Here is a 23,388-nt window from a genome sequence, read left to right as displayed (position 1 = left end):
CACCGGCACCGTCCCGTTCGCCCCCACCGGCGCCTGGACCACCTGGACCACCACCACCCTCACGGTCCCGCTGAACGCCGGCACCAACACCGTCCGCCTGGACCCGACCACCACGGCCGGACTCCCCAACATCGACCACCTCGACGTCACCACCGCGGCCGGCTAGCCACGACCGGCCCCCACGGGGCCACGACGCCGGCGGGACCGGCGAGGACCGGCGAAAACCGAGGCACAGGCGCCGACAGAGACGAGAGACGAGAGACGAGAGATGACGCGCACGCATCCCCTCCGTACGATATTGGGCATCACCACCACGATCTCGCTGATCTGCGGTGCGGCGACGTTCGGGCCGGCCCTCCGGGCCTCCGCGCTCCACGGTGATGCGCAGATCAAGCCGATCGAGAGCGACATCAGCGCCAAGTCATGGGCGAGCGTCAAGGCCGGCAGCGGGGCGTCCACCGCCGATCTGGCGATCGACCAGGACGAGCGGACCGCGTGGATCGCCGGGGGAACGCCTTCGCGCCGATGGCTGACCCTTGATCTCGGCGGGGCCTACGACAACGTGAGGAAGGTCCGGGTCGTCTTCCCGGACGCGGGAGCGGTCTACCAGTACGTGATCGAGGCGTCGGCGAACGGCACCGGCTGGCACGTCATCGCCGACCATTCGGCCAACCACCGGCCGAGCCGCGGATCGGTCGACCTGTTCACCCGGCCGGCGACGAGATACGTACGGGTGAGGATCACGGGAGCCTCACCCGGCGCGACCGTGGGGATCGGCGAACTCAACGTCTACAACTACCTGCGCGAGGATCTGGTGCTCGGCTCCGACGCCTCCTGGGTCGACAACGACGTCGCCGAGGGCCGCAACTACTGGGTGAACCCCCTGGAGGCGGATCGAGGCGCCGGGCCCCACCTGCTCGACGTGCTCAAGGACCGCGGCTTCGAGTACACCCGGCTGCGTATCTTCAACGAACCTCGCAGCGAGGGCACGGGCGATCCGCTGGCCACCCCGTACCAGGGCCCGGAGCGATCGGCGGAGGTGGCCAAGTGGGTCACGGCACGGAACATGGGCCTGGGCGTCGACCTCCACTACGCGGACTCGTGGGCCGACCCGTCGAAGCAACCCAAGCCGCGGGCCTGGGCCCGGCTCGAGTTCGACGATCTGACCGAAGCGGTGTACGACTACACCTACGCCTACATCGAGCGGCTGATCGAGCAGGGCACGACACCCGACAAGGTGGCCGTCGGCAACGAGATCGCGAACGGCTTCATGTTCGGCAGTGAGGCGGCCCTGGCCGGTGTGACGGCCCCGGCGTACTTCCGGGACCAGCCGGAGATCTACCGGTCACAACCCGGCGGCGGCCTGCTCTGGAACTACTGGCGCTCCACCGACCCCGACCAGCGGCGGCTGTACGACGAGGCGTGGGACCGCTTCACCACGCTCTCCGCGGCCGGGGTCCGCGCGGTCCGCGACGTGTCGGCCGCCCACGACAAGGACATCAAGGTCGAGACGCACGTCATCACCAGCGGCATCGAGGGCAAGACGCTCGAGTTCTGGAACCAGTACCTGACCCGGATCAAGGCCAAGGGCGCCGACACCGACGTCATCGCCCACTCGTACTACCCGCAGTGGCACGGGTCGCCGGAGTACTACGAGTCCGTCGTCAACGCCGTGGCGGCGGCGCACCCCGCGTACGAGATCGAGGTCGCCGAGACGTCGTACCCCGCCTCGGGCGGGGGCGGGACCCCGCTTCCCGACTCGCCGTACCCGCGAACCGTTCAGGGGCAGGCGGACGCCCTGCAGCGCGTGTTCCAGATCGTCAACGACATCCCGGGCAACCGGGGACTGGGCGTGCTGGCGTGGGAACCGGCCAGATGGGAGTCCCTGTTCCGCGCCGTTCCCGGGATGACGAACACGTATGAGCCGAACGCGTCGATCGACGTCTTCACCGGGAGTCACGCGTCGCACGTGGTGGAGGACACCGTGTACGCGGCCGCACGGGTCGGCGACACGATCGCTCTACCGGATTCGGTGCGGGTGCTGACCACGGCGGACGGCTCGGCCGGGCCGGCCCCGGTGGTGTGGGACGCGGTACCGGACGGCGGAACCGGTACGGCCGGCCGGCTCACGGTCCGCGGTTCCACCGCGTTCGGATCGGTGACGGCGGTGGTCGACGTGGTCGACGCCTACGCCGCCCTTCACTGCGACCGGACGATCACCGGCCGGTACTCCGGGCGGCTGACGGTGACCGGTGGCGTGACGTGCCTGGAGCGGGCGACGATGTCGGGTGAGGTGTCGGTGCGGACCGGAGCCTCGCTGCGGGTGAACGACACGGTGATCGCAGGCCCGGTGGAGGCGGAGGGCGCCGGTGCCGTCGTGGTCTGCGGCAGCCGGGTCTTCGGCCCGGTGAGCGTGTCCGGGGCTTCGTCGGTGACGTTCGGCAACCCACGACTGGGGTGTACCCGCAACACCATCATCGGCCGGTTGACGGTGACCGGGACGCGAGGGTGGAACGTGATCGCCGGGAACGAGATCAACGGCCCGCTGTCGTGCGCCGACAACGCCGTACCCCCCGTGAACAACGGATTCACCAACGCCGTGACAGGCCCGAAGTCAGGACAGTGCGGAACGCTGTAGCGATCGACGGCCACCGTGCCCTCGTCGCCCGCCGCCGGGCGCGCGTCCCGGCCGGGGAGACCGGGCGTCACCGACGGGGAGACCGGGCGTCACCGACGGGGAAGGGGAGGTGTTCCCGGCCCCCCCCCGCTGACCGCGCCTCCCCGCTGACCGCGCCTCCCGCGCCTCCCGCGCCTCCCGCGTCCGTTCCAGAACACCCGTCATGCCCGCGCCGCGGTCAGGACGGTGCGCGTCACCGGGACCAGCGTGGCCGAGCGCAGTTCCACCAGCCCGCCGGGGCCGACGTCCCGACGGACCTCGGGGGAGAGGTGAACGGGTGCGTCCGGCCCCAACGGCAACAGCCGCACTTCCAGCCCGTGGCGGACGACCTCGTCGCGGAAGCGGCGCAGGCCGATCTCCCACACGGGGCCGTACCAGAACTGATCGGCCACGAGCCGTCCGCCGACATAGGCGCGGCCCACGTCACCGGTCCAGTCCAGGCGCAGGAGCAGTTCCTCGGCGCCGTCGAACGCCTCCTGGGGGACGGTGAGGTGGTGCACGGCGGCGTCGTCGAAGTCCGCGTCCACCGGCGCGGACGCGCGCCCGGTCGCCTCGTCGATCACCGGTGCCCGCGGCGGCCCGGCCTCGGCCAGGCGGGTGGCCTCGACCGGGATCGGCGGGCGGGTCCTGCCCCTTCCCAGGGGAACGTCCAGGGGCGGGAAGACGTGAAGGGGGGCGTCACCGTACACGATCAAGTGGTCGCCGTCGGGCACCACGGGGCTGTCGCACATCACCAGCCGGTCCTGGCCCGCGACGGGCGCGCGGACCGCCGACAGCGCCCTTTCCTCGTCGAGGACCAGGACGCGCGTGGTCGTCCCGTCCGGTGCGGTGACCCGCAGCAGGCAGTCGAGGCCGGGCACGAGGGCCGACACGACGACGTCGTCACCGAGGCGGATCGCCGTCGCGGGGCCGTCGACGGAGGCGACCGTCGCCGCGTCCAGTGCCAGCTCGACCGGCAGGCCCGCCGTCTGCGTCAGCACGAGCACCGGCTCGGGACCGTCCAGGACGCAGACCACCTGCGCGCTGGCCCAGCGCAGCAGAGTTCCGCCGAGGGGCCGGTTCAGCGGCCAGGCGAAGTAGCCGCCGGAGGGTATCGGCACCGGTCGTGACGGTATGAGCAGTTCCCGGCCGCCGATCGTGATGGCGAACCGGACGTCGTCGTGCGCGGGCAACGTCTCGACCGGCTGGTGGTTGTTGACGAACAGGAAACCGGACTCGCCGTCGGAGCGCAACGCCCAGCGCAGTGACGCGCGGTCGGCGGGGTCGGACGGCGCGCCGTCCGGCATGACCAGGCTCATCGTCGCCAGGGCGGCCCCGTCGCAGGCCAGCCACAGGTGCTGCAGGCGCAGGTGCCGGTAGGAGTCGCGAAACTGGCCGTACTCACCCAGGGGGGCCTGGAAGTCGTAGTTCACCACCGGGCAGTCGTTGGGATAGCCCGTGGCGTGCGACTCCTGCAGCGTCGACAGCTCACCGATCTTCTGCGAGGCGCCGTGGTAGAGGTAGTAGCCCTGCCAGGAGGAGCCGCTGCCCAGCTTCACCAGGGCGAGCGCCGCCAGGTCAGGGGTCGCGACGATCGCGCGCCGGTGGTAGGAGGTGTACATGCCGCCGCCCAGCTCACAGGTGGCGAACGGGTAGTCGGTCAGGTGTTCCTCCCCTCCGGACGCAGGGACGGGCCGGTCCGCGGCCTCGCCGGGAGCGGCGCCCGTCTCACGCAGGTCCGCCCCGATGGAGTCGTCGTCCCTGCCGGGTCCGAAGAAGTAGTGCGCCCGGCTCTGGGCGGGCCATCCGTCGTGCGCGTCGTCCCACGCCGCCTCCGGGTAGCCGCCGAAGACGGGCAGCACCTCGCCGGGCGGCAGCTGGGCGTGTCCCCATCCGGTCGCCGTCCACAGGGGGGCGTCGATGCCGCACTCCCGGGCGAGCCGCTTGATCGTCAGGAGATGGCCGGGCCGGTCGTACAGCTCGTTCTCCACCTGGACCGCGACGATCGGCCCGCCGTCGGCGCGGGTGAGTCCCCGAAGCTGGGCGCCGATCTGCTCGAACCAGGGGCGGACCAGGGCGAGATAGCGGGGGTCGTCGGTGCGCGGCTCGCAGTCGGCCGCCATCAACCAGTCCGGAAAGCCGCCGTAGCGGGACTCACCGTGTCCCCAGGGCCCGATACGCGCCACCACGTCGAGCCCCACCCGCGAGCACAGCTCGACGAATCGGCGCAGATCGCGGTCGCCGCTCCACAGGCAGCGGCCACGCACCTCCTCGTGGATGTTCCAGAAGACGTACGCGGCGACGACGCCCACCCCGCCGGCCCGCATCTTCAGCAGCTCCTCCCGCCACTCGGCGGCGGGGTAGCGGCTGAAGTGGTACTCGCCCATGACGGGCAACCAGGGCACCCCGCCCCTGCTCAGGTGACGGGAGTTCACCGTGATGGCGTCCGGCCGGTCTGGCTCGTCGCCCATCGCCAGATGTCCCGTACGAGGTGGCTCGAAGTGTTCCGGAACGCTGAGTCGCAGCACCGCCCCTGCCCTCTTCCTGTCGAACGACATGAACGCCAGCAGGCGTCCCCGGGCAGCCCTTGAAGAAAACCGGTCGCGTGGACGTCAACGGGGCGGGACCGCATGGTTGCGCGGCGGGGTGGAAGCGCCTACCTTCTGTTTACGATACATGGGTAGCGTAAAGGAGGCGCACATGAACCAGGCCCAGCGTGGGCGGCCACGCGACACCCGGATCGACGAGCGCGTCCTTCGGGCGGCCGCCACGCTGCTCCTGCGACACGGTTACGCAGGGTTGTCCATCGAGGAGGTGGCCGAGCGGGCCGGCGTCGCCAAGACCACGCTGTACCGCCGCTGGCCGACCAAGGACCACCTGGCCGTCGCCGTGGTGGCCCACCTCCAAGATGAGGACGACATCACCGACACCGGAGACATCCGGCGGGATCTGAGCGACTACACGGAGAAGATCGCCACCGCTCTCAACCGCCTGCGGTCGGCCGGAAGACCAGCCGGGCAGGACAACCGGTCCGCCGGTGTCGTCGCCGAGCTGGTCGCCGCCGGCGCACGCCACGACGACATCGGGCGGATGGGCCGCCACAACTACGCCCGGCGCAACGCCCTGGCCGTCGCACTGATCGAACGGGCCCGCGAGCGCGGGCAACTGCGCGCCGACCTCGACCCTCTCGTGCTCCTGGACCAGCTCGCCGGAGCCCTCTACTACCGCGTCCTGATCACCGGAGCCCCGGTGGACCGCCACTACGCCGAACAGCTCGTGGCCACCGCCCTGGACGGCGCCGCGAACCGCAAGGAGGCGCCGCGTCCTTGACCGACGTCATCGTCCCGGCCCCGGCGGCCGCGGGGGTGGCGCACCCCCATCGCCTCGAAGACGATCGACAGCCCTGACGTGTCGGTCGTGCGCGTCGACCGGCACGGGCCGGCCGAAGGCGACTGACGACCTCCGGCCGGGTTCGCCCGCCGGCGACACACCGCAGCAGAACCCGATCCCGCAGGCACCTGCCGTATAACCTGCAGAAACAGGATCACGCGAAGGCCGGCTCACACACCACTTCGCTGGACGCGACCCGCGGGTGAGGAAGGTCATTGGAGCCCTGCCGTGTCGAGACGCCTCGGGAAAGACTCTCCTGCCGGCCAGGTGTGCCCGATCGTCCGCGGGTTAGGGGAGTCCCTTCGGCGGTATCGGGGAGGGCACCATGGTCATCGTCCGGCGAGAGGTCGCCACCGTTCCCGCGGTCCTGCTCGCGGGAGTGGCGCTGCTCTACCTCACCGCCCAGCTCCTCATCCCCACCCTCGGCATGGGGATCGGCTGGGACGAGGCCGTCTACGCCTCCCAGTACGCCGCCCACGCGCCGCCCGCCGTCTACTCCGCCCCGCGCGCCCAGGGGGTGCCGCTCCTCGTCGCGCCGATCGTGGCGATCACCGACGAGGTGCTCGTGCTGCGGATCTGGCTGACCCTGGTCTCCTCCGCCGCCCTCTTCGGCGCCTTCGCCGTCTGGCTGCGGGTCAGGAACCACTGGGTCGTGCCGCTGGCCGCCCTGCTGCTGGCCGGATGCTGGTTGTCCCTCTTCTACGGCAACCAGGCGATGCCCAACCTCTACGTCGCGCTGGGCGCGGTCGCCGCCACCGGCTTCCTGCTGACCGGGACCCCACCGGGCCTGGGCGTCTCCATGGTGCTCGTCTCGCTCATGCGGCCGACCGACGCGCTGGTGCTGGCGGTGCCGCTTGCCGCCTACGCCCTGTGGCAGCGGCGGTTCCGGGAACTGGCGGCGCTGGCCGCGGGGCTGGCGATCGGCTGGGGCCAGTGGGCGGCCGAGGCCGTCGTCCGGTTCGGCGGGGTCCCCGAACGCCTCGGGGCGGCCGGGGAACACAACGACACCGGGCTGACCATCACCCTGGACGAGCAGGCCCGCGCCCTCGACGGGCCGGCGTTGTGCCGCTTCGGGGTCGAGTGCGGCGATGTGTCCCCCGTCCTGCTCATCTGGTGGATCGCGATCCCGCTGGCCGCGGGCGCGGGCCTGTGGGCGGCTCGGCGTACCGCGTGGTTCCGCCCGCTGGCGCTGGCGACGGCGACCGCCGTGGCGATGGCGTTGCCGTACTTCTTCTACGTCGACTACGCCGCCCCCCGCTTCCTGCTCCCGGCGTACGCCCTGCTGGCCCTCCCCGTCGCGACCACCGCGCGGCTGGCCCCCGTGCCGGCCCTGGCCGGTGTGGCGGCTCACCTGGTCCTCCAGGGCGCCGTCGCCGTCGCCATGTCGTCGGGTGTCCGCGCCGACCGCGACGTCATGAATGCCGCCGCCGAGGAGCTCAGACCCCGGATCGAGGGGCCGTGCGTGATCTACGGGCAGGGCGGCGCCCAGCTCGGCTACCTGCTGGGCTGCGAGTCGCAGGCCATCGCCCAGCGGTTCGGCGACACCATGCCCCGGCGCATCCAGGGATTCCGGGAACGCGGCTACGACATCATCGTGACCCACCGGGGCGTCAGGCCCCCGGCCTACACCGACGACTGGGAACGGCAGGACCTGCCCGGGCCGTGGCGGGCACGGTTCGGCCCTGGTCAATGAGCGCTCCCGGCGCCTGTGGGCCCGCACGCGGGAGCGCCGGCACACCGCGGCAGCTCGCTCACCTCTGAGGTGTGACCTCCGGGCCGGGTTCCTCCCGTGGGAGGTAGCCGAGGCGGCCGCGGGTCGCGACGATCGTCACGATCGCTGCCACGGTGCCCGCGAGCAGGGTGACCCGGGACGCCTGCTCGGCGCCGGCGATCGACGGGAACATGTCCGAGTAGGCGAGCGACATGAAGTTGTTGACGCCGACGTGCAGCAGTATGACCAGCGGCAGGCTCTGGCCGGTCCTGTTGAACACCCAGGTGACGACCACGCTGAAGACGCAGCAGAAGGCGATGAACTCACCGACCCTCATCCACGTGACATCCGGCCACCCGCCCCACTCGCTCATGAAGAGCGGCAGGTGCCACAGGCCCCACAGCGGGCCGAGGACGAAGGTGCCGCCCAGCGGGCCGAACCTGCGCTGCATGCGGGGCAGGGCGAAGTCACGCCAGCCGGGCTCCTCCGCCAGACCGGTGGTGACCATCTGGATCAGCAGGCCCGGCAGGTAGGCCACCAGCACGACGGCGGGCGGCAGGTGGATGTCCCCGCCGGACACCGCGAGACCGGCGACGACGATGGCGGCGGGAACACCGAGGAGGGTCCCGAGGTACCAGATCCAGCCCACCCGCCACTTCGTCATTCGCCCGGCCCACCGGCGGACGCCTTCCCTGCCGTCCACGACCGCGGTCACGATGAACGCGGCGAGGATGGGTCCGAGATAGGCGCCGGGGAGGACCCCGAGGATCTGCGAGCCGCCGAACCGCGAGGGGAAGGTGAAATCCCAGACCCCCAGGCCGGTCGCCGAAAGGATGTAGGGAAGCCAGGCGATCCAGCTCATCAGGTTGGCCAGCACGAAGAAACTGATCAGTGGACTGCGACGGATGAGGCCTCGAACCCCGGTCCGACTCGGATACCGCTCGATGTCCGGCTGGCTGCTGACTGTCATTTCGCCTTCTTCCACAGGAGCTTGACCGACAGTGATCAGCACACCAGGCACGGGCCCTCCCGGTCATTCCCGCGTACACCCGAACACAGGTACAGCCAGGGGTACCGGTGAGAGCGTTCAGCTCGCAGAGTGGTCAACGACAAACCGCACCCCTTTTCGAGGTGGAATGCGTCCACGTCGTACGCGACACCCGCTGCCGGACAGGTCAAAGTCTCACCGAGGCCGAAACTGCGCGAATCGGTCTCTGGCTCGTCTACCCGCCGGCGAGTTCGGCGTCTACTGCAGCACCCGGCTCGACTCGCTCCAAGTGCCTGACTCCCGACCGCGCGGCAGGCGCAGCCCGTTGAGGGCCGGGGCGGGCCTGCTGTGGCGCCCTCGCGAGCACGGGACCCGGGGCATCCCAGTGCGGGGCCATCATGACGTCGACGAACTCGGCCGACCATTCGTACGGATCGGTCACGCGCACCCGTCCTCACCGAGCTTGACAACGGTCAACGGCCGGTCCGCCCCGGCCGCACCGCGTGTTCGTCCTCCTCCGTGCCGGGACGGCTCTCGCGTTTCGGCGCCGGCCCGGGGGAGATCGGTTCGCCGGGGGCGCCCGAGGGTCCGCCGGCGGCCGGTGAGGAGCCTGCGGCGATGTGGACGCGGGTGCCCGCGATCAGCCAGGCACCACCGGAGACCGCCATGATCAGGCCGAGGACGACGAAGACCGCGGTCACCCCCAGGCGGTCGACGAGGACGCCGGTGACGGCGGAGGAGAGGCCGAGGCTGAAGGTCGCGGTGGCGCTCCACAGCGAGGTGACCCGTCCGCGGGTCTCGTTCGACGTCGCGGTCAGCAGGGTGGTCATGGCCGCCGGGCCGTACATCACCTCGGCGGCCGAGACCAGCCCCCACAGCGCCAGCGCGAACGGCACGCCCGAGGGCACCCCGAGCAGCATGGTCAGCACACCCTCGGCCAGGCACGACCATCCGATGACCCGGTGGCGCCCGCGCGGCCCCATGGCGCGGATCCGGGACGCGGCCACCACCAGGACCACACCGCCCACGGTCCCCTGCACCGCGTAGAACCAGCCGGTGCCGCCCTCGCCGAGGTCGTGCACGCGCAGCGCCAGATAGGTCATCGCGGTGATCGCACCGCCCAGCCCGAGGCAGAAGAGCGCCTCCAGCCCCAGCAGCGCGGCGATGACGCGGCTGCGCGCGGCCACCGCGACCCCCTCGCGCAGGGAGCGCCACCAGCCGTGCGCGGGAGCGCCCGCCGACCGGTCGCCGGAGCGGACCGTCGCGGTGAGCGCGGCCGACAGCAGGAAGGAGAGCGCGTTGACGGCGAAGGCCCACCGCCAGCCCACCAGCGTGACCACCAGGCCTCCGGCGACGCCGCCCAGCGCCTGGAAGACCAGGCCGTTGACCTGCACGGCCGCCGCGTACAGGGGGTACTCCTGCGGCCGGGCCAGGCTGGGCATCCAGGCGCTGCGGGCGGCCTGGAAGACGAAGCCCGCGGCGGCCGAGGCGAAGGTCAGCGGGTAGACGAGCCAGAGCCGCCCGGGGGCGTCGGCGAGCAGGAACGCGGAGGCGAGCACCGCCATGAGCGCGTCGGTCACCAGCATCACCGTGCGCCGGTCGGCCCGGTCGGCCAGCACGCCTCCCCACACCCCCGCCAGCACGCCCGGCAGGTAGCGCACGGCCAGGGTGAGCCCGGCGGCCAGGCCGGCCCCGCTGTACTCGTAGACCATCGCGAACACCGCGACCGCGGAGAACCATCCGCCGCACACGCTGACGAGGTTGCCCAGCCAGAGCATGCGCAGGTCGCGATTGCGGACGAGCAGCTCACGCAGAGTGCGTGCAGGTTCCACCGGGACCCCCGACGATCGAATGGTGATGATTTTCATTGCTAAATCGCCAAAGATCAAGACTTGACTTTGATTTCCGTTTTCATTACTCCTTGTAGGGAGATCACGAACGACAGGGGTGGACAGAGTGCCGGTCGAGCGGCGGCGGGGCGGATCGGTGCGGGAGACCCCGTGCGGTCCCCGTGCACCGCGCCGCTCGCACCGGGCGTACGGCCGCCCACCGAGACTCCTCGCCCGCCGCGAGGCCCGCGAACGTCTCGTGCGCTCTCCGACGGGCACCGCGGTGCTGCTGACCGGAGCGTCCGAGGCCCCCGTTCCTCTATCCGATGAAAGGAGGTGACTCGGCATGACCGTCAAGAAGCTGAAGGTGAAGGCGCGCAACGCGTCCGTTCACTCGTCCAACCACGCCACGGTGGCGCTCGCCAAGGTGGCCTGGCGCTAGTCGCGACGTGAGACCCCGGGTGCGGGCATGAGCCAACCACGCCCGCACCCGGGTGCGACGGATGTTACTTCGAAGAAAGGTACGCTCGCGATGACTTCCGGGCTGGACCGGCCCGCGCGCTGGGCGGCCGGTACCACGTTCGTGCCCACCGGGGACGGGTGGCTGGTCCACGGCCCCGACGAGGACTTCATGGTCGTGCAGGTGCCGCCGCAGGACAGGGCCGCGGTGGCGGGTCTGATCAGCGGGGAGCTCGGGGTGCGGGCCGCGCTGGAGCGCGTCCCGGACGCCGCCGACCTGATCGCCGAACTCGCCACGGCACCGCGGGACGACACAGAAGACCCCGGCGACCCCGGCGACCCCGGCGGCGTCGGCGGCTCCGCCGCGGCCGTCGCGCCCCCGCGCGCGGCCGAGGTGCTCCTGGCGGGCGACGGCCCGCTGCTGAACCCGCTCGTGCGCCACCTGCGCCGGGCGGGCCTGCCGGTACGACGCGGCGAGCCCGGCCAGGACGTCGGCCCACGGGTCACGGCCCTGGTCGCCTGCGCCGAGTACCTGCCCGACACGGCCTGGCGGGAACTGGACGCCCGCTGCCGCGACCTGCGCCTGGCCTGGCACCGCGGCCACAGCGAGGGCCGCCGCTGGTACGTCGGCCCGTTCACCCCGCCGACCGGCGGCGCCGGTTACGGCGACGTGCGGCTGCGCCGCCTGGCGGCCTGCCCCTGGCCGGACGAGCTGGCCGCCTACTGGGCCTTCCTGGAGGCAGGCGGCCGGCCCGCGACCCCGGCCGACCCGGCCGGGGCCGAGGTCGCCGCCGCCCTCGTCGCCGCCGACCTGCGCGCCTGGTTCGACGGCGCGCCCGTGCCCGGCGCCGGACACCAGGTGGGCGTCGACCTGGCGGCAGGGGAGATCCGCCGTCACCCCGTGCTGGCGGTGCCGCGCGGCCTGATGCGTGAGACGCCCGCGTGAGCAGGGTGCGTACCGGCCTGACGGTGACGGCGCCCGACGGCGCGAGGCTGGTGGCCGACCTGGTCCTGCCGGACCGGCTGCCCGCCCCCGCGGTGGTGATCCGCACCCCGTACGGCACCTCGGGCTGCCTGCCCGAGGCGCTCACCCTGGCCGAGGCCGGATTCGCCTGCCTGATACAGGACCTGCGGGGCCGCCACCTGTCGGAAGGGACCTTCACCCCCGGCGCCGACGAGGGCGCCGACGGCCGCACGACCCTGGACTGGACGGCGGCCCAGCCCTGGTGCGACGGCGAGGTCTTCCTGTACGGCCTCGCCTACGAGGCCTACGCCGCCTGGTGCGCCGCCGGCCATCCCGCGGTCCGCGGGATCGTCAGCCGCCAGCCCTGGCCGCCGATCGGCTCGCCCGCCCTGGACGAGGAGCTGTGGTGGCGCACCGACCTGGGCACCGGCCGGACGACGCGCACCGGCCTGTACGACGCGACCCTGGCCCGCGCGCCGGAACTGGCCGCGCTCATCCCCACCGCGGCCGTCGTCGAGGCCTGGCCGGTGGACGTCGGCCCGTGGCCGGCCACGCCCAGCACCTACAGGACCGCGGCCCGGCGCACGGCGCGGGCCGCCCGCACCGCCACCGTGCCCAGCCTGCACCTGGGCAGCTGGTACTGCCGGTCGGCGCCGACCACCCTGCGCCAGGCCATGCTGGCACCGTACGCCGAGGTCGTCGTCGGCGGCTGGGCGAGCGCGCTCACCCACCGCCTCCAGAGCGAGTGCGCCCTGCCGGAACCTCCCGGGCCGCACCCCTTCGCGCTGACGCTGGAGTGGCTGGGCGGCCTGCGCCGCGACGGGTGCCTGCTGCTGGGCACCGGCCGCTGGACGGACACCGATCCGATCCCGCCCGGCCGGCCCGGCTGGACCGCCCTGCCCCTGGGCGCGGACGGCACGCGGCTGCGGCACGACCCGGCCGACCCCTACCCGTCGGCGCCGCACTCCGCCGACCTGGCGCCGCCGGCCGACCGCGACGACGTCGTCCGGCTGACCCTGGACGGCCCGCTGCGCTGGCACGGAGCGCCCCGCCTGACCGCCGAGGTCACCACCGCCACCGGCGCCGAACTGGTCGCCACGCTCGTGCACGAGCGACCCGGCGGCGCCGCCACCCGGATGGCCGACGGCACGGTGCCCGTCGCGACGGGCACCTCCCGCTGCGAGATCCGCCTGGCCCCGGCCGCGGCCGAGCTGCCGCCCGGCCACCGCCTCCACGTGGAGCTGACCGCCGGGCGCACCCCCCGCCACCCGGCGCCGCGGCGGCGGGCCGAGCTCTCCTTCCGCGACGTGACGCTGCACCTCCCCCGCCCGAGAAAGGACGCCTTCGCATGACGCACGCAGGCGGAACGCCAGACGTCACGGCCGACGGCACGCCCGGCGCCACCTCCGGCGACCCGGGCGGTCACGCCGGCGGTGACGCGACGGGCGCCGCGGACCGGCCCGGGACCGCACCGGCCGGCCAGGACCCGCTGACGCTCCTGGCCGACGAGCGCACCGGCCTGATCCGCAGGCTGGACCTGCTGGAGCCGGAGCCGTGGTGGCCCGAGGGGCTCACGATCTGCTCGGCCGAGGTGAGCTCGCCCCACCGGCTGCTGCCCTGGCCCGCCGACCGCGTCTCCACCGGCACCGCGTTCGGCGACCCCGGACGGGCCACGATGAGCGCCGTCGGCGAGGCGGTGGAACGCTACTGCGGCAACTTCGTCCCCGCCGGCCTGCCGCGCTCCTCCTACCGGAGGCTGCGGGAACCCGCCCTGGACCCGGCCCGGCTCGCCCTGTACTCCGACGCCCAGCACGCCGAACCCGGCTTCCCGTTCGTCCCGTTCACCGCCGACCTCGAGGTGCTGTGGACCCCAGGGACCGACCTGAGGGACGGCACGCCCGCCTGGCTGCCCGCCTCCCTCGTCTACGTCAACTACCTCACCCCGCCCCGCGCCGACGAGCCGCCGACCAACTACGCCATGCTCGCCGGCATCGCCGCCGGGCCCTCGGCGCGGGCCGCCCGCACGGCCGCGCTGGAGGAGGTCATCGAACGCGACGCCACGGTCGTGTGGTGGGCCGGCGAACTGCCCGCCCGGCCCGTCACCGGAGCCGGCCGTCCCGCCGCGCCCCTGCTGCCGGAGACGGAACCCGGCTGGTACCGCGCCACCGGCGCGACCGGAGGCTGCCGCTACCGGGTCGTGGCCATCCCCACCGTCTTCGAGGTCGCGGTCCTGGGCGTGCTGCTCGACGACCCGGAGACCGGCATAGCCGTCCTCGGCGTCGCCGCGCGCCCCGACCCCGCCGAGGCCGTACGCAAGGCGCTGGCCGAGGCCGTCACCCTGCGCCGCTACGCGCTGGGCCTGATCGACCCCGAGGGGGAGATCTGGGCCGCCGCCGCGGCCGACGTCATCGACGCCCGCATCTTCAAGCCCCACCGCCCCGACCGCCGCTACGCCGACGACTACCGGGGCGACTTCCGCGACGTCGTCGACCTGGGCTGCCACAGCCAGCTCTGGCTCGACCCCCGGATGCGCGCGCACCTGACGCCGATCACCGCCTGCGCCGACGCGATCGCCCTGGCCGACCTGCCGCGCGTGGACGGCGACGTGCTCGACGGCTACCTCGAGCGGATCGCCGCCCAGGGGCTGGGCGCCTACGCGGCCGACCTGACCACGCCCGACATCGCGTCCGCCGGGCTGTCGGTCGCCCGGGTGATCGTGCCCGGCGCCTACTCCAACGCGCCCGCCGCCTTTCCCTTCCTCGGCGGGCACCGCCTGCGCGAGGACCCCGCCCGGCTCGGCCTGCGGGCCGCCGACCGGGTCAACCTCGTCCCCCTGCCGCACACATGATCCCCGTCGACTCCCGGACAGGTCTGGTCACCGGCGTGCGCACCGCGCTCCTGCGCGGGCACCTGCACGTCGCCTTCGCCGACCTCGCCTCCACCGCCGGGTACGGCCTGCCGCTCGGCAACCCCACGGTCTGCGGCGCCTCCTGGCACGATCCCGCCGAGGCCCGCCGCCGCGCCCTGGGGGAGGGGGCCGAACGCCACTGCGGCCACCTCGTCCCCGAGGAGCGGCTGGTCGAGGCCACCTGGTACGAGCTGGCCCCCGACGCCGTCGACCCGCGGGCCCTGGCGCTGTACTCACCCGAACAGACCGCCCGCGGCGACTTTCCCTTCGCCGGGCTGGCGCGTACCGACCGCACCCACTGGGTGCGCGGCACCCGCGACGACGGCGCGCCGGCCTGGGTGCCCGCCGCCCTGGCCTGGCTCACCCCCTTCCCCGTACGGTCCCGGCCCGTCGTCCTGCCGGTGTCGGCCGGGATCGCCGCGGGCCCCGGCCCGGCCGCCGCGCGCGCCTCGGCACTGGCGGAGGTCGTGGAGCGGCACGCGCTGGCCACCGCCTGGGCCTCGGGGGGCGCCTTCCCGGAACTGGCGCACGTGCGCCTGCCCGGGGTGGCCGGGGTGCGGCTGAGCGCGCACGCCGTACCGAACCTCCTGAACGCCCCGGTGGTGCTGTGCGTCGCCGAGGACACCGCGGGGGAGTTCGGCGGGACGGTGGGGGTGGGGTGCGCGTTCGCTCCCGGCGCCGCCGACCCGGTGACCTCGGCCGCGTGGAAGGCCGCGGCCGAGGCCGTCCAGTCCCTGGACACCACCGCCCAGCTCGCCGCGGGTGATCTGCCCGAGTGGGAGCGCCCGCACGGCCCGCTCGCGCCCCACCGCCCCGACCGCGCCTTCGCCTCCTCCTACCGGCCCGACTTCGCCGACGTCACCGACGTGACCTGCCACCTGCAGCTCCTGGCCGACCCCTCCTTCTGCGCCCGCGTGCTGACCCGCCTGGCCGGCGACGGGCTCGCGGCACCGGCGACGCCCCCCGCGGGGGGCCGCTTCGACACGGAGGCGGCGTTGACCGCCCGTGGCCTGCGGGCCGTCACGGTGGACCTCACCACCCCCGACGTCGCCGCCTGCGGCCTGGCCGTCGTCCGCGTCGTCGTGCCCGGCCTGCGGGCCACGGCCCCGGCGGCCTTTCCCTTCCTGGGCGACGGCGCCGATCCGCTCCCCGACCGCCCCGACCCGTCGCCGGTGCCCCATGCCTGACCTCGCCCGTCCCGTCCCCCGGGCGACCCGCACCGTGAAGGGTTCACCGCCGCACGGGCCGCACAGGCCGCACAGGCCGCACGGGCCGCGTCGGCCGGAGCCGGACCGCCCGGCGCGATCCTCGGCGTGCTCCGGCCGCGCGGCCGCCACGCCGACCGTCTGAAGAACCCGCACCGACCCGAGAGAGAGCACCTTCGATGAGACTCATCACCCCCCGCGCGGCCCGGGCCCTGCTCGCCGGAGCCGGCGTGCTCGCCGCCGCCGCGTGCGGCCAGAGCGCGAGCCCCGCCGCGAACACCGCCGCCGCACAGGCCACCGCGCAGCCCTCGGCCACCCCGACGGAGGTGAGCAACTGCGGCGCCACCTACCGCTTCGAGCGCCCGCCGCGGCGCATCGTCACCTCCAGCACGATCGCCACCGAGATCGTGCTGGCCCTGGGCGCCCGCGACCGGCTGGCCGGCACGGTCGCCCCGGGCGAACTCCTGCCCGAGGTCGCCGCCTCCTTCGAAGGGGTGAACATCATCGCCAAGTCCGCCTTCCCGCCTCCTTCCAAGGAGACGGTCTTCGCCGCGAACCCCGACTTCGTGGTCAGCGGCTACGGCGACGACTACGGCCCCAAGGCCCTCGGCGACCGGGCCCAGCTGCGCGAGGAGGGCGTCAACTCCTACCTCCTGTCGGGCAACTGCCCCGGCCGCAAGGCGAGCGTCGAGGACACCTACACCGACATCCGCGAGCTGGGCCGCATCCTGGGCGCCCGGCCCAGGGCCGAGGAACTGGTGAGCAGGCTCACCGCCGAGGTGGACGCCGTGAGACCGGTCTCCGGCACCCCCAAGGTGTTCGACTACGCGGGCGGCCTGGAGAAGCCGAGCACCGCCGGATCCAACGGCCTGATCGACGACCTGATCCGCCGGGCGGGCGGCGAGAACGTCTTCCCCGAGGTGACCTCCTACGCGCAGATCTCCTGGGAGGAGCTGGTCAAGCGCGACCCCGACGCCATCGTCGTGGAGGACCAGGCGTTCGAGCCGGCCGACAAGGCGATCGCTTTCCTGACCTCCTACGAGCCGATCAGGAACGTCACCGCGATCAGGGAGAAGCGCTTCGTCGTGATCCCGGTCAACGACACCCAGCCCGGCCTGCGCAACGGCCGGGCGCTGAAGACGCTCGTCGCCGGACTGGCCAGGTGACCTCTCCGGGGGCGGAGCCCCAGGCTCCGCCGCCGGGGACGGCGGGGACGGCGGGGACGGCGGGGACGCGACGGTCATCACGCTCCGCGGACTCCGGGGGCTCCACGAGCTCCGCCGACCCCTCCGCCGTGGCTTCAGGACAGCGGGGCCCCGCTCCCGGCGCTCCCGGCGCTACTGGCGCTACTGGCGCGGCGCGACGACGGGCGCCGGCCGGCCGCCTGACCTTCCTGGGCACGTCGGCCCTGCTGTCGGCACTGCTGGGCGTCTCGCTGGTCGCCGCCGTCGGCCTCGGGCCGGTCGCCATCGCCTCCGGTGACGTGGCCCGCATGCTCGGTCACCGGTTGCTGCCCTGGCTCGTGACCGAGGCGCCGGCAGGCCCCCAGGCGGTCATCGTGCTGGACATCCGCTTCCCCCGGGTCCTGCTCGGCGCCGTGGTCGGCGCGGGACTGGCCCTCGTGGGCGCGGTACTGCAGGCCGTACTGCGCAACCCGCTGGCCGACCCCTACATCATCGGGGCGAGCTCCGGGGCGTCCCTGGGCGCGGTGCTGGTGATGCTGGCGGGACTGTCGCCGTTCGGGCCGCTGTCGCTGCCGTTGTCGGCCTTCGCCGGCGCCATGGCGGCCTTCGCGCTGGTGCTGACGATGTCGCGGCGCGGCGGGCAGCTGGCGCCGACCCGGCTCATCCTCGCCGGCGTCGCGGTCGCCGCGCTCACCGAGGCCGTCACCAGCTACATCGTCCTCACCACACCGGACAAGGAGGTGCGCTCGGCGCTGTTCTGGACCCTGGGCGGCCTGTCCGGCACCCAATGGCGCGACGTGGGCGTGCCCGCCCTCGTCGTCACCGCGGCCATCGCCTGGGCCACCACGCGGGCGAGCCTGCTCAACGCCCTCGTGCTCGGCGACGAGGGCGCCACCGGCCTGGGCGTGGAGGTCGACCGGCTGCGCCTGCGCCTGATCGTCATGTGCGCGCTGGTCATCGGCACGGTCGTCGCGGTCAGCGGCGGTATCGGCTTCGTCGCGCTCATGGTCCCGCACGCCGTACGGCTCGTGATCGGCGGCGACAACCGCCGCCTGATCCCGCTGGCCGCGCTGACCGGAGCGCTCCTGCTCGTCTGGGTCGACGTGGCGGCCCGCATGCTCAACCAGCCCGACGAGATCCCCATCGGGGTGATCACCGCCGTGCTCGGCTCGCCCTTCTTCCTCATGCTGCTCGTCCGCGCCGATCGAAGGACCCCGCGGTGAACGTCGACATCCAGGCCGTCTCCTGGCTGCACGTGCTGCGCGACGTCAGCCTCACGGCCGGCTCCGGAGAGGTGACCGGGCTGATCGGCCCCAACGGCAGCGGCAAGTCCAGCCTGCTGCGGTGCGTCTACCGCCGGATCCGCCCCGACCGCGGCAGGGTCCTGATCGACGGCGCCGACGTGTGGCGCACCCCGCCCCGCCAGGTCGCCCGGCAGGTCGCCGTCGTCACCCAGGACACCCCCGCCGACCTCGACGACAGCGTCGAGCAGATCGTGGCCCTGGGCAGGATCCCCCACCTGGGGGCGCTGGGCTGGCTCTCGGCCGCCGAGCAGGCGCTCATCGCCGAGACGATGGAGCGGTGCGACGTCTCCGTCCTGGCGCACCGGCCGTTCGCGACCCTGTCCGGAGGCGAGCGCCAGCGGGTCCACCTCGCCCGCGCGCTGGTCCAGCAACCCCGGCTGCTGATCCTCGACGAGCCCACCAACCACCTGGACCTGCGCCACCAGGTCGATCTCCTGCGACTGGTCCGAACGCTCGGCGTCACCGTCCTGGTGACCCTGCACGACCTCCAGCTCGCGGCCGCCGCCTGCGACCACCTCGTCGTCCTCGACGGCGGACGCGTCGTCGCCGACGGCCCGGTGACCGAAGTGATCACCACGGACCTCCTGCGCGCGGTCTACCGGGTCGAGGCCGAGGTCGATCACGGGCACGACGGCCTGCCCCGGGTCTTCCTGCCACTGGACCGCCTGGCCGGACCGGTGCGCCCGGCGTGACGCGGGCCGGTGACCGGGCGCGCCGCGCCGGGCCGGCAGACGAGCACGGTGAAAGGCCCGCCGGTCACGACACGCTCCCCACCGGTCCGGGACGGGCGCCGGCCGGGCCGATGGCGAGAGGGGCGTCGGGGATGCAGCGAGGATGGTGGCGCACCTCGTCGAGGACGACCCTGCCGGTCACGCCGAAGACCTCGCTCAGCAGGTCCGGGGTGAGCACGTCGATCGGCCGGCCGTCGGCGTGGACCGTTCCCCGGTGGAGGGCGACGACGCGGTCGGTGAAACGCGCGGCATGGTCGAGTTCGTGCAGCACGGTGACGACGGTCAGCCCGCGGGCGGCGCGCACCTCCCGGACGAGTTCGAGGACCTCGAGCTGGTGGCGGATGTCGAGGTGCGCGGTGGGCTCGTCGAGCAGGAGGACATCGCTCTCCTGGGCGAGGGCGAGCGCGAGGCGGGCGCGTTGCCGTTCTCCGCCGGACAGGGTGTCCAGGACCCGGTCGGCCAGACCGGCCAGACCGGTGAGGGCGAGGGCTTCCTCGGTGGCGGGGTCGTGCCCGGTGGTGCGGAGCATCCCGAGCGGGCCCTGGCCCGGATAACGGCCCTGGTGAACGAGCTGGCGGACGGTGAGACCGGGGACCGGGGGAAGCGTCTGGTGCATGACGGCCACGCGGCGGGCGATCTGCCTGCGCGACATCCGGGTCAGGGGGCGGCCGTCGAGCTCGACGGTGCCGGCGTGCGGGGCCAGGATCCCCGAGAGCAGCCGCAGGAGCGTGCTCTTCCCGCTGCCGTTGACTCCGACCAGCGCGACCGACTCGCCTTTTTCGACGGTCAGGTCGATTCCGGTGAGGAGACGGCGGCCGTCGTGCCCGAAGGCCAGGCCGAGGGTTCTCAGACTCACGGGTGCTTCTCCCTGGAGACGATGACGACGAGGATCACTGCTCCGGCCAGCGCGGTGACGACGCCGGTCGGCAGGCCGAGGCGGTGGCCGAGCTCGGTGCCGGCGATGAGGCGGGTGAGGGACTGGGCGGCGGCGTCGGCCGCGACGAGGACCGCGGCTCCCAGCAGGGCCGCCGCGGGCACGTGGCCGCCCGGGCCGGTGCCGGGCAGGCGCCGTGCGGCGTGCGGGATGACCAGCCCGACGAACGCCAGGGCCCCGGCGAGGCTCGCCGCGCAGGCGGTGAGGGCGACGGCGATGCCCAGGACCGTCAGGCGGGCACGCCGCGGTGCCACCCCGAGGGAGGCGGCGTGCTGGTCCCCGCCCTGCAGGATGGTGGTGACGGCGGTCGCCGCCCACGCGGCGCAGATCCACAGGGGGATCCACCAGACGGCGATGACCAGGTGGTCCCAGACCCGGCCCTCGACGGATCCGACGAGCCAGCGCAGGACGTTGCCGAACCGGCTGGGCTGGTAGGCGAGCATCAGCGTGGTGACCCCGCCCATGAGCGCCGATCCGAGCAGACCCGCGATCACCGCGCGGCCGGGTCCTCCACCCGCCGCGAGCAGCCAGGTCACCACCCCTCCCAGGACGCCGCCGACAAGTGCCGCGCCCAGGCCGCCGAGTGCCGAGTCCGCGGGCGCCAGCCCGAAGGTGGCGGCGGCGAGCACGCCGAGGACCGCTCCCGGGTTGACGGCGGTGAGCTCGGGGGCGGCCAGCTCGTTGCCCAGCGAGGTCTGCAGAAGGTGACCGGCGACGCCGAGCGCCGAACCCGCGAGCGCCGCCGTGACGAGCCGGGGCAGTCCCAGCTCCCACAGGATGCGCTCCTCCAGCGTCTGCGGGCGTGTGATGGCGAGCAGGTCGTCGACGGAGGCCCCTCCCGCCCACAGGTGAAGGCACGCCGCCAGCGCCGCCAGCGCCGCCAGCGCCGCCAGCGCCGTCAGCGCCGTCAGCGCCGCCGGAAGCGGGAGCGGCGCTCTTCTCATCGCGCACCCCGGCGCAGCAGGGCGGTCCCGGCGAGGACGCCGATGAGGACGGTCCAGGCGCCGAGCGGCGTCTCGACGGGAGCGAGGGCCAGCCGGGCGACCTGGTCGGCGGCCACGGTGATCGTCGCGCCGAGGACGGCCGTCCAGCACGTCCACGAGCGGGCGTCGCCGTCCGGCCGGATCCTGCGGGCCAGGAGCGGGGCGACGAACCCGACCCAGGCGATCGGGCCGCAGGGGCCGGTGACCGCTCCGACCAGCAGCGCCGCGACGGCCAGGACCCCGGTGCGCGCGGCGGTGACACCGGCACCGAGGGAGGTCGCGGCCTCGTCCCCGAGGCGGAGCAGCCCGAGCGCGGGTACGGCCAGGACGACGAGGGGTACGGCCAGGACGAGCCAGGGGAGGGTGCGGGAGACCTGCTCCCACATGATGCCGTTGAGACTGCCCACGAGGTAGCGGAAGAGCAGGTCGTACTGGAGCCGGTCGGCCGTCGCCATGACGGCCAGCAGGAGGGCCTGGACGGCCGCGGTGACCGCGGATCCGATGAGCAGGACCCCGCCGGCGGTGCGGGCCGTGCGGGCGGCGGCGAGGGTGAGTCCGCCTCCGGCGGCGGCGCCCGCGAGGCCGACGAGCGGATGGAGCGAGGGGGAGACGGGCAGCGCCCAGACGACGCAGGCGGCGACGGCTACGGCCGCGCCGGAGGAGACACCGAGGAGTTCGGGTACGGCGAGCGGGTTGCGCAGCGCCTCCTGGAGCAACAACCCGGCCACGGCGACCGCGGCACCGCCGAGCAGCCCGAGCAGGAGGCGGGGCAGCCGCAGTTCCCAGAGCACCACGTACTCCAGGGAGGCGTGATCGGCCAGGACCGCGGGGAGGTGACGGGGCGCGATCACCGGGGTGCCCAGGCACAGACCGGACAGGGCCAGCAGTGCCAGCACGGCCGCCGGAAGGGCGAGGCGGAGCGGGGGCACGGCCCGGCCGCGCCCCCTGACGTGCGAGGAGGTCACCCGGTGGCCTTCGCCAAGGCCTCTTCGAGGATGATGCCGAACGCGCGGGTGCCGCGACCGGACGCCCACAGCTCGGGCTGGACCTCGTAGATCTTGCCCGTGGTGACCGCCGGGATCCGCTTCCACACGGGGTTGTCGCGGTAGGTCTCGGTGACGGGCTTGGAGTTGCCGAACGAGAACGACTGCACGAAGATCACCTGCGGCGCCTTGGCCAGGATCTCCTCGACGCTGTAGGCCTGCGCGGTCTCGAACCCGCCGCCCTTGCTCGGCCACGGGTAGCCGAAGTACTGCGACAGGAAGTCGCCGAGCACGTCGTCGGTGGTGTTGACGCCGATGGAGCTGCCGCCGTACATGGCCAGGGCGGTCTTGTCCTTCAGCCCCGCGGCCTCGGCCCTGGTGGCACCGTCGGCGAGTTTGGCGGTGAAGGCGTTCTCCGCCTCCGCCTGCCGCTCGCCGCGACCGGTGAGCGCGGCGACGTTGCGCAGGTAGCCGATGGAGTCCCTGTAGGACTTGACCTGGACGTTCCACAGCGGCGCGAACTTCTCCACCGCCGGAGCCAGGCCCTCGTGCACGCCGGCCAGGCCGATCACCAGGTCGGGCTTGGCCCTGGCGATGGCGGCGACGTCCTCGCCGCCGAAGCCGCCGGGGATGACGGGGACGTCCTTTCCGGCGGGGCCGAGGTAGTCGGGCCGGGTCAGCAGCTCGGGTGTGGTCGTGCCGACGGGGACCAGGCCGAGTTCGACGAGCATGTCGTCGCAGATCCCGGTCAGGCAGACGACGCGTTCGGGGACCTTCTTCAGCGCGAGGGTCTTGCCTGCGGGGTCGGTGACGGTCAGGGAGGCCGCGACCGCGGTGGCGGGGGCGGCCGGGGTCGCGGGCGCGGAGCCGGCGGGTTTCTTCGCGTCCGCGGGGCCGGCGGGCTCCTTCGCGTCCGAGCCGCCGCATCCGGTGACGGCGGTGAGCGCGAGGAGCACGAGCGCGGCGATCGGCTTTCTCATCGACGATCGGCCTTGCCCGCGGAACCGGCGCCGGCGGTGACGCCGGTGCCGATTCCGCCGTCGAGCGAGGCCGGGGCGTCGACGGTTCCGGCGACCAGGCGTGCGGTGTCAAGGGAGAGCGCTGCGAAGCGCATGGAACCTCCAGAATGATGATCATTGTCAATGCGTAGACATTGATA

19 protein-coding genes are annotated in these 23,388 nt (G+C 73.7%); 11 read left to right on the top strand and 8 right to left on the bottom strand.

Annotation, left to right across the window (positions count from 1 at the left end):
* Both AB0G16_RS28250 and AB0G16_RS28245 read left to right on the top strand, forming a co-directional pair.
* A partial coding sequence (locus AB0G16_RS28250) for a carbohydrate-binding protein (RefSeq protein WP_362811313.1) occupies positions 1 to 166 on the top strand: 166 nt, incomplete at its 5' end.
* A 102-nt stretch (positions 167 to 268) separates the two neighbouring features.
* Positions 269 to 2,638: a glycosyl hydrolase 53 family protein gene (locus AB0G16_RS28245; protein WP_362811304.1), complete on the top strand. Its 2,370-nt coding sequence runs from the start codon at positions 269 to 271 to the stop codon at positions 2,636 to 2,638.
* Positions 2,639 to 2,838: 200 nt separating this feature from the next.
* Here the strand turns inward: AB0G16_RS28245 and AB0G16_RS28240 are convergent, their stop codons facing one another.
* Positions 2,839 to 5,127: a beta-galactosidase gene (locus AB0G16_RS28240; RefSeq protein ID WP_362811301.1), complete on the bottom strand. Its 2,289-nt coding sequence runs from the start codon at positions 5,125 to 5,127 to the stop codon at positions 2,839 to 2,841.
* Positions 5,128 to 5,356: 229 nt separating this feature from the next.
* Between AB0G16_RS28240 and AB0G16_RS28235 the strand changes: the two genes are divergently transcribed.
* Together AB0G16_RS28235 and AB0G16_RS28230 are read left to right on the top strand one after the other, a co-directional pair.
* Complete coding sequence (locus AB0G16_RS28235; protein ID WP_362811298.1) at positions 5,357 to 5,986, top strand: TetR/AcrR family transcriptional regulator; 630 nt, start codon at positions 5,357 to 5,359, stop codon at positions 5,984 to 5,986.
* A gap of 385 nt (positions 5,987 to 6,371) precedes the next feature.
* Complete coding sequence (locus AB0G16_RS28230) at positions 6,372 to 7,739, top strand: hypothetical protein (protein ID WP_362811295.1); 1,368 nt, start codon at positions 6,372 to 6,374, stop codon at positions 7,737 to 7,739.
* A gap of 58 nt (positions 7,740 to 7,797) precedes the next feature.
* Here the strand turns inward: AB0G16_RS28230 and AB0G16_RS28225 are convergent, their stop codons facing one another.
* Both AB0G16_RS28225 and AB0G16_RS28220 read right to left on the bottom strand, forming a co-directional pair.
* Positions 7,798 to 8,727, bottom strand: coding sequence for a type II CAAX endopeptidase family protein (locus AB0G16_RS28225; protein ID WP_362811292.1), 930 nt, complete (start codon positions 8,725 to 8,727; stop codon positions 7,798 to 7,800).
* A gap of 491 nt (positions 8,728 to 9,218) precedes the next feature.
* Positions 9,219 to 10,577 (bottom strand): MFS transporter, encoded by a 1,359-nt coding sequence (locus tag AB0G16_RS28220; protein WP_362811290.1) that lies wholly within the window; start codon positions 10,575 to 10,577, stop codon positions 9,219 to 9,221.
* A 529-nt stretch (positions 10,578 to 11,106) separates the two neighbouring features.
* Here AB0G16_RS28220 and AB0G16_RS28215 point away from each other — a divergent pair.
* The 7 genes from AB0G16_RS28215 (at position 11,107) to AB0G16_RS28185 (ending at position 19,290) form a co-directional block, all read left to right on the top strand.
* Entirely contained in the window at positions 11,107 to 11,979 is an 873-nt protein-coding gene (locus tag AB0G16_RS28215) for a hypothetical protein (RefSeq protein ID WP_362811287.1), read from the top strand.
* Positions 11,976 to 13,349, top strand: coding sequence for a CocE/NonD family hydrolase (locus AB0G16_RS28210; protein ID WP_362811284.1), 1,374 nt, complete (start codon positions 11,976 to 11,978; stop codon positions 13,347 to 13,349). The genes AB0G16_RS28215 and AB0G16_RS28210 overlap by 4 nt, the downstream gene beginning before the upstream one ends.
* On the top strand, positions 13,346 to 14,845 hold the full coding sequence (locus AB0G16_RS28205) for a YcaO-like family protein (protein ID WP_362811281.1): 1,500 nt from the start codon (positions 13,346 to 13,348) through the stop codon (positions 14,843 to 14,845). Before AB0G16_RS28210 ends, AB0G16_RS28205 begins: the two co-directional genes overlap by 4 nt.
* A 35-nt stretch (positions 14,846 to 14,880) precedes the next feature.
* Positions 14,881 to 16,092 (top strand): YcaO-like family protein, encoded by a 1,212-nt coding sequence (locus AB0G16_RS28200; RefSeq protein ID WP_362811278.1) that lies wholly within the window; start codon positions 14,881 to 14,883, stop codon positions 16,090 to 16,092.
* A gap of 197 nt (positions 16,093 to 16,289) precedes the next feature.
* Positions 16,290 to 17,276, top strand: a complete 987-nt coding sequence (locus AB0G16_RS28195) for an ABC transporter substrate-binding protein (protein ID WP_362811275.1) — start codon at positions 16,290 to 16,292, stop codon at positions 17,274 to 17,276.
* A gap of 128 nt (positions 17,277 to 17,404) precedes the next feature.
* Complete coding sequence (locus AB0G16_RS28190) at positions 17,405 to 18,517, top strand: iron ABC transporter permease (RefSeq protein ID WP_362811272.1); 1,113 nt, start codon at positions 17,405 to 17,407, stop codon at positions 18,515 to 18,517.
* Positions 18,514 to 19,290: an ABC transporter ATP-binding protein gene (locus AB0G16_RS28185; RefSeq protein WP_362811268.1), complete on the top strand. Its 777-nt coding sequence runs from the start codon at positions 18,514 to 18,516 to the stop codon at positions 19,288 to 19,290. The genes AB0G16_RS28190 and AB0G16_RS28185 overlap by 4 nt, the downstream gene beginning before the upstream one ends.
* Positions 19,291 to 19,354: 64 nt before the next feature.
* Here AB0G16_RS28185 and AB0G16_RS28180 read toward each other — a convergent pair whose 3' ends face one another.
* From AB0G16_RS28180 to AB0G16_RS28160, 5 genes are read right to left on the bottom strand one after another with little or no spacing between them, the layout of a single operon-like run.
* Positions 19,355 to 20,185, bottom strand: coding sequence for an ABC transporter ATP-binding protein (locus AB0G16_RS28180; protein WP_362811265.1), 831 nt, complete (start codon positions 20,183 to 20,185; stop codon positions 19,355 to 19,357).
* Positions 20,182 to 21,207, bottom strand: a complete 1,026-nt coding sequence (locus AB0G16_RS28175) for an iron chelate uptake ABC transporter family permease subunit (protein ID WP_362811262.1) — start codon at positions 21,205 to 21,207, stop codon at positions 20,182 to 20,184. Before AB0G16_RS28175 ends, AB0G16_RS28180 begins: the two co-directional genes overlap by 4 nt.
* The gene (locus tag AB0G16_RS28170; RefSeq protein ID WP_362811259.1) at positions 21,204 to 22,211 is read right to left on the bottom strand and encodes an iron chelate uptake ABC transporter family permease subunit; all 1,008 of its coding nucleotides are present in this window, start codon (positions 22,209 to 22,211) and stop codon (positions 21,204 to 21,206) included. Before AB0G16_RS28170 ends, AB0G16_RS28175 begins: the two co-directional genes overlap by 4 nt.
* Positions 22,208 to 23,209, bottom strand: coding sequence for an ABC transporter substrate-binding protein (locus tag AB0G16_RS28165; protein ID WP_362811256.1), 1,002 nt, complete (start codon positions 23,207 to 23,209; stop codon positions 22,208 to 22,210). Before AB0G16_RS28165 ends, AB0G16_RS28170 begins: the two co-directional genes overlap by 4 nt.
* On the bottom strand, positions 23,206 to 23,343 hold the full coding sequence (locus AB0G16_RS28160) for a hypothetical protein (RefSeq protein WP_362811253.1): 138 nt from the start codon (positions 23,341 to 23,343) through the stop codon (positions 23,206 to 23,208). The genes AB0G16_RS28165 and AB0G16_RS28160 overlap by 4 nt, the downstream gene beginning before the upstream one ends.
* Positions 23,344 to 23,388 lie beyond the last annotated feature (45 nt).

Source organism: Streptosporangium sp. NPDC023615 (assembly GCF_040640155.1).
Classification (GTDB): domain Bacteria; phylum Actinomycetota; class Actinomycetes; order Streptosporangiales; family Streptosporangiaceae; genus Streptosporangium.
The sequence above is the reverse complement of the archived record's forward strand: the minus strand, read 5'-3'. Positions and strand labels throughout refer to the sequence as shown.

Coding starts and splice junctions, on each gene's coding strand:
- AB0G16_RS28230 (WP_362811295.1), top strand. CDS start 6,372: ATGGTCATCGTCCGGCGAGAGGTCGCCACCGTTCCCGCGGTCCTGCTC.
- AB0G16_RS28215 (WP_362811287.1), top strand. CDS start 11,107: ATGACTTCCGGGCTGGACCGGCCCGCGCGCTGGGCGGCCGGTACCACG.
- AB0G16_RS28245 (WP_362811304.1), top strand. CDS start 269: ATGACGCGCACGCATCCCCTCCGTACGATATTGGGCATCACCACCACG.
- AB0G16_RS28205 (WP_362811281.1), top strand. CDS start 13,346: ATGACGCACGCAGGCGGAACGCCAGACGTCACGGCCGACGGCACGCCC.
- AB0G16_RS28195 (WP_362811275.1), top strand. CDS start 16,290: ATGAGACTCATCACCCCCCGCGCGGCCCGGGCCCTGCTCGCCGGAGCC.
- AB0G16_RS28175 (WP_362811262.1), bottom strand. CDS start 21,207: ATGAGAAGAGCGCCGCTCCCGCTTCCGGCGGCGCTGACGGCGCTGACG.
- AB0G16_RS28240 (WP_362811301.1), bottom strand. CDS start 5,127: ATGGGCGACGAGCCAGACCGGCCGGACGCCATCACGGTGAACTCCCGT.
- AB0G16_RS28225 (WP_362811292.1), bottom strand. CDS start 8,727: ATGACAGTCAGCAGCCAGCCGGACATCGAGCGGTATCCGAGTCGGACC.
- AB0G16_RS28235 (WP_362811298.1), top strand. CDS start 5,357: ATGAACCAGGCCCAGCGTGGGCGGCCACGCGACACCCGGATCGACGAG.
- AB0G16_RS28165 (WP_362811256.1), bottom strand. CDS start 23,209: ATGAGAAAGCCGATCGCCGCGCTCGTGCTCCTCGCGCTCACCGCCGTC.
- AB0G16_RS28160 (WP_362811253.1), bottom strand. CDS start 23,343: ATGCGCTTCGCAGCGCTCTCCCTTGACACCGCACGCCTGGTCGCCGGA.